This window comes from Mesorhizobium sp. M7A.F.Ca.CA.004.04.2.1 (assembly GCF_004022825.1).
Lineage (GTDB): Bacteria > Pseudomonadota > Alphaproteobacteria > Rhizobiales > Rhizobiaceae > Mesorhizobium.
The window spans coordinates 1-3,331 of the sequence record NZ_RZPH01000683.1; the positions used below are offsets into that span (position 1 = coordinate 1).

Annotated in this window: 4 protein-coding genes; 2 read left to right on the forward strand and 2 right to left on the reverse strand. The window is 63.9% G+C overall.

Features of this window, described 5'->3' with window-relative positions; all coding sequences use genetic code 11:
- Positions 1–104: 104 nt before the first annotated feature.
- The gene (locus tag EN893_RS25150; RefSeq protein WP_127266704.1) at positions 105–1,136 is read left to right on the forward strand and encodes an Ldh family oxidoreductase; all 1,032 of its coding nucleotides are present in this window, start codon (positions 105–107) and stop codon (positions 1,134–1,136) included.
- A 42-nt stretch (positions 1,137–1,178) separates the two neighbouring features.
- Positions 1,179–2,204 carry a proline racemase family protein gene (locus EN893_RS25155; RefSeq protein WP_127266698.1) on the forward strand — a complete coding sequence of 342 codons (1,026 nt, stop codon included), beginning with the start codon at positions 1,179–1,181 and terminating at the stop codon, positions 2,202–2,204.
- A gap of 17 nt (positions 2,205–2,221) precedes the next feature.
- On the opposite strand, the gene EN893_RS25160 is transcribed toward EN893_RS25155, so the two are convergent.
- Both EN893_RS25160 and EN893_RS25165 read right to left on the reverse strand, forming a co-directional pair.
- On the reverse strand, positions 2,222–2,995 hold the full coding sequence (locus EN893_RS25160; RefSeq protein ID WP_127266699.1) for a 5-oxoprolinase subunit PxpA: 774 nt from the start codon (positions 2,993–2,995) through the stop codon (positions 2,222–2,224).
- 36 nt (positions 2,996–3,031) lie between these two features.
- The coding region (locus tag EN893_RS25165) for a biotin/lipoyl-containing protein (RefSeq protein ID WP_128361852.1) at positions 3,032–3,331 on the reverse strand (300 nt) is incomplete at its 5' end.

Consider the following 3,331-nt stretch of genomic DNA (forward strand, 5'->3'; position numbering starts at 1 on the left):
GCCCTCGAGCAGCCCGCTTTGCTTGCACAGGATCTAAGAGCCTTTGCCGGTGGTCTGGATTTTTAAAGGCAGCGTTTGCGCGCAGCCAAGCCCGAAGGCCAGAAATGACCAACACCACGATCACCACCGATGCCCTGCATGAGCGCGTCGATGCAATTTTCCGCAAGGCCGGACTGAACCCCATTCAGGCCAGCGCCATTACAAGGGTCATCGTCGCGGCGGAACGCGATGCCTGCAAGTCGCATGGCATCTACCGGATCGAAGGCGCCCTGCGGACGATCAAGGCCGGAAAGGTGAGCCCACACGCGGTGCCCGAGTTGTTGCCTCAAGACGCTCCCGCCCTCGTCAAAGTGGATGCGAAGCATGGTTTCGCCAACCCAGCCTTCGAATTGGGTCTGCCGGTGCTGATCGAGCGGGCACGGTCGTGCGGCATTGCCGCACTCGCGATCAACGATGCGGTGCATTTTTCCGCCCTTTCGGTGGAGGTCGAAGCTTTGACACAGGCAGGCCTGACCGGCCTGGCCATGTGCCCGAGCTATGCCACCGTCGCTCCGACCGGTGGCAACGGACCATTGCTGGGCACCAATCCTTTTGCCTTTGGCTGGCCGCGAGAAGAGCAGCCTCCCTACGTTTTCGACTTCGCGACCTCGGTTGCCGCGCGCGGCGAGATCGAGCTCCACCGCCGGGCAGGCAAGAAGCTGCCGGAAGGCTGGGCCATGGATTCTGACGGCAGGCCAACGACGGACCCCGAAGCTGCCCTGGCGGGCGCCATGCTTCCCTTCGGCGGGCACAAGGGCTCGGCCATCGCGACGATGATCGAACTGCTCGCCGGGATCATGATCGGCGACCTGACCAGCCCCGAGGCGCTCGAGCTGCTTGGCACCACGACGCTTTATCCGTCGCACGGAGAGTTGGTCATCGCTTTCTCGCCGAAAGCCTTCGCCGCCGGCCGGCCCGGCAATCCGCTGGGCCGTGCTGAAGCGCTGTTCGAGGCGATCTTGGGCCAGGGTGCGCGCCTGCCCTCGCAAAGGCGGTTCCTAGCCCGCGAGACGTCGGAGCGCGACGGTATCGTCCTATCGCACCAGGAAATGGAACAACTCGATCGTTTTCTCGAACGGGGGCTCGACGCGGTCTGAATCGGTATCGCCAGGGCCAAGACCAATCACAGGAGGAGAAAAATGCGCTGGACGAAAACATTCACGGTCGTCGGCTGCCATGCCGAGGGCGAAGTCGGCAATGTGATCACCGGAGGCGTCAAGGACGTTCCGGGCAAGACCATGTTCGAAAAGAAGGAGTATCTCGAAGCGCATATGGACGACATTCGTGGGCTGCTCTTGTTCGAGCCGCGCGGTGCGCCCTACGTCAACGGCAACATCATCCTGCCGCCTTGCGATCCCTCGGCGGATCTCGGCTACGTCATAATTGAAAGCACGGAATACCCGCCCATGTCCGGCTCAAACACCATCTGCGTCGCCACAGTGGCGCTGGAGACGGGCATGGTGCCGATGAAGGAGCCTGAGACATTGCTGCGCATGGAAGCGCCGGCCGGCATGATCGAGGTGCGCTGTCTCTGCGAGAACGGCAAGGTGAAGCAGGTGGAGTTCACCAATGTACCGGCTTTTGCACTCCACCTCGACACGCATGTCGAGGTGGAAGGGCTCGGCACGATCACCGTCGACACCTCCTATGGCGGCATGACTTTCGCCCATGTCAATGCGCGCGCACTCGGCTTTTCCATAACACCCGACGAGGCCCACCAGATGTCGCTGATGGGCCAACGCATCAAGAAGGCGGTCAACGAACAGCTCAAGGTCGTGCATCCGGAGAACCCGAAGATCCGCGACGTGTCCAACGTGATTTTCGAAGGTCCGATCGAGCGCGTCGACGGGCGCGTGGAAAGCGTCAACGGCACGGTGTGCCTGCATGGCAGGCTCGACCGCTCACCGACAGGCACCGGCACCACCGGGCGGCTGGCGGTGATGTCGGCAAAGGGGCAGATCGTCAAGGGCGAGCTGTTCCGTAACAGATCGATCATCGGGACCCATTTCGATTCCCGCGTGATCGCCAATACGCGCCTCGGCGATCGCGACGCTGTCGTGGTCACCATCGCCGGACAAGCCTGGATCACCAGCATCGGCCAATATGGCCTCGACCCGACGGACCCTTATCCACGCGGGCATCGCCTCAGCGACGTCTGGTTCTGAAACGGACGCGGCCGTGCTCAGGCCGCGAACGCTCTGACCCTGACGCCGCTCGCCTCCAGCCGTCGCCGAACGCGCGCGGCGATGGCGACGGCTGCCGGCGTGTCGCTGTGGACGCAGATCGAATCGATCGGCGTCTGCAGCATCTGCCCGGAAAGCGTCTCGATGGCGCCTTGCTTGACCATCCGCACGACCCGTTCTGCCGCCTTCTCGGCGTCGTGGATGACAGCGCCTTCCAGCTTGCGCGAGACAAGAAAGCCTTCCTCCGTATAGGCGCGGTCGGCAAAGATTTCGGACCTGACCGTCAGGCCCGCGTCGCGCGCGATCCTGTCCTGGAAGCCGAGCGCAATGGCCAGGCAGATCAGGCCGGGATCGACGGCCTTGACCGCGCGCGTCACCGCTTCGGCGACGCCACGATCGGTCTGGGTAAGATTGCCTAGCGCGCCATGCGCCTTGACGTAGCGGATCGGGTGGCCGGCATAGGCGGAAAGCGCCTGCGCCGCGCCGATCTGGTAGGCGACCAGCCTTTCGATCTCATCCATGGAATGCGGAATGATGCGGCGTCCGAACCCCCACAGATCGGCGAAGCTCGGATGCGCGCCAACAGCAACGCCCTTGTCGCGCGCCATCGAGAACGTGGCCGCCATGATCTCGGGGTCGCCGGCGTGAAAGCCGCAGGCCACATTGGCGGAACTGACGATGTCGAGGATCGCCGCATCGTCGCCGAGCCTGTAGGCTCCAAAACCCTCGCCCATGTCGGAATTGATATCGACCTGCAATCCTTGGGCCGCCATGGCGCTTTCCTCAGTGGTTCGAACCATCGCCTTGCTTCACACCAGCCCGTAGAGCGGCGTGCCGTAGCCGACGACCGCTCCGTCCTCGATCAGCGCTGCACCCAGCACACCGTCTGCCGGCGCAACGATTGCCTTCAGGCATTGGCCGACCTGCAGGACGCCGACCGTCTCGCCCTTGCGAACCGTCTGGCCAGGTTCGGCGATCGGGCGACCGGTCGTCGGGTGATCGAGACGGAACACGCCGACGCCGGGCGCGCGCACGCCCTTGAAGGCCGTTTCGGCCTTCGGGGCTTCGGCCAGGGGTGTCGAGGCAACAACGGATTGCATGTGCAGGCG